Raw genomic sequence first — 1,394 nt, 5'->3', positions numbered from 1 at the left:
CCTGGCCGGCATGAGCCCCAACCATTTCCAGCGCAGGTCAAGCGCCTGCCACCAGGTCAGCCCGCACCAGTGGGTGATGGCCCAGCGCCTGGCCGAGGCCAAGCGCCTGCTGGCCCAGGGGCAGCCCGCGGCCACCGTGGCGGCCGCCGTCGGCCTCACCGACCAGGCCCATCTGACCCGGCGTTTTGCCGCCATGTACGGCACCACGCCGGCGCGCTACCAGCGCGAGATCGGCCGGCGAGCGCGGGCCTGAATCGGCGACGCCGGCTCAGCGCACCGGCTCGTCGCTGGGCAGCAGCACCGCCGCCGCGGCCTCGCACACCGCGCGGGTCAGCACCGGGGCCACCGGCAGGCCCTGGCGGCACTGCCAGTACAGGGGCACACCCAGGGCCTGATCGGGCAGCAGCTCCACCAGGCGGCCCTGGTCCAGCAGCGGGCGCACCAGCGGCTCGGGGTTCATGCCCCAGCCCAGGCCGGCCAGGCTGGCGTCCACAAAGGCCTGGGTGGAGGGCAGCCAGTGCGTGGCCAGCGTCGGCACCGCGGCCGGGTCGCCCAGCACCTGGGCCATCCATTGCTGCTGGAGCCGGTCCTGGCGGTTGAAGGTCAGGCCCGGCGCCCGGGCCAGGGCCTCGGCATCCACCCCGGCCGGGAACCAGCGCGCCACGAAGCCCGGGCTGGCGGTGGCCCGGTAGACCAGGGTGCCCAGGGGCACGCTGCGGCAGCCCGGCACGGGTTTGTCCAGCGCGGTCACGGCGGCCACCACCTCGCCGCGGCGCAGGCGCTCGGCGGTGTGCTCCTGGTCCTCCAGGCTGATGTCCAGCAGCAGCGCCGCGTCGTCGGCCATGCGGGCGGCCGCGGCCACGAACCAGGTGGCCAGGCTGTCGGCGTTGACCGCCACCGGCAGGGTCACCCGGCCCCCGGGCGCCGGCCCCGGGCCAGGCAGATCGGCGGCCAGCGCGCGCTCCAGCAGGGCCACCTGCTCCAGGTGGCGGCACAGGCGGGCACCGGCCTCGGTGGCGCGGGCCGGGGTGTCGCGCACCACCAGCACCTGACCGGCCCGCTCCTCCAGCAGGCGCACCCGCTGGGACACGGCCGAGGGGGTCAGGTGCAGGGCCCGCGCGGCGCGCTCGAAACTGCCCTCGCGCAGCACGGCGGCCAGGGCTTCGAGCAAGGTGTAGTCGTACATGGTGAAGGACCTGGATCAGGGTCCGTGGAGAAGGCGCCTTCAGCCCCACTTAGCCCCGCTTCATCGGCTGAAGCAAGTCTAACTGGCCCCCGCTGCGCCACCCGGGCATGCTGCGCGCCATGCTGTCGAACGCCCTCTCTTCCGCCCTCGCCCCGGCCCTACCGGCCGCCTCGCCGGGCGCCGCCGCCCTGAACGGGCTGGCCCGTCG

General features: G+C 75.6%; 2 protein-coding genes. One reads left to right on the top strand and one right to left on the bottom strand.

Annotated elements, in window-relative coordinates; all coding sequences use genetic code 11:
- A partial coding sequence (locus I73_RS28050) for a helix-turn-helix domain-containing protein (protein WP_022981271.1) occupies nucleotides 1-253 on the top strand: 253 nt, incomplete at its 5' end.
- Between the two features lie 15 nt (nucleotides 254-268).
- Here I73_RS28050 and I73_RS14475 read toward each other — a convergent pair.
- The gene (locus I73_RS14475) at nucleotides 269-1,186 is read right to left on the bottom strand and encodes a LysR family transcriptional regulator ArgP (RefSeq protein WP_022981270.1); all 918 of its coding nucleotides are present in this window, start codon (nucleotides 1,184-1,186) and stop codon (nucleotides 269-271) included.
- Between the last annotated feature and the right edge of the window lie 208 nt (nucleotides 1,187-1,394).

It is taken from the genome of Ideonella sp. B508-1, assembly GCF_000333615.1.
Taxonomy (GTDB): Bacteria; Pseudomonadota; Gammaproteobacteria; order Burkholderiales; family Burkholderiaceae_C; genus Ideonella.
This window is presented reverse-complemented; position numbering and strand designations above follow the sequence as displayed.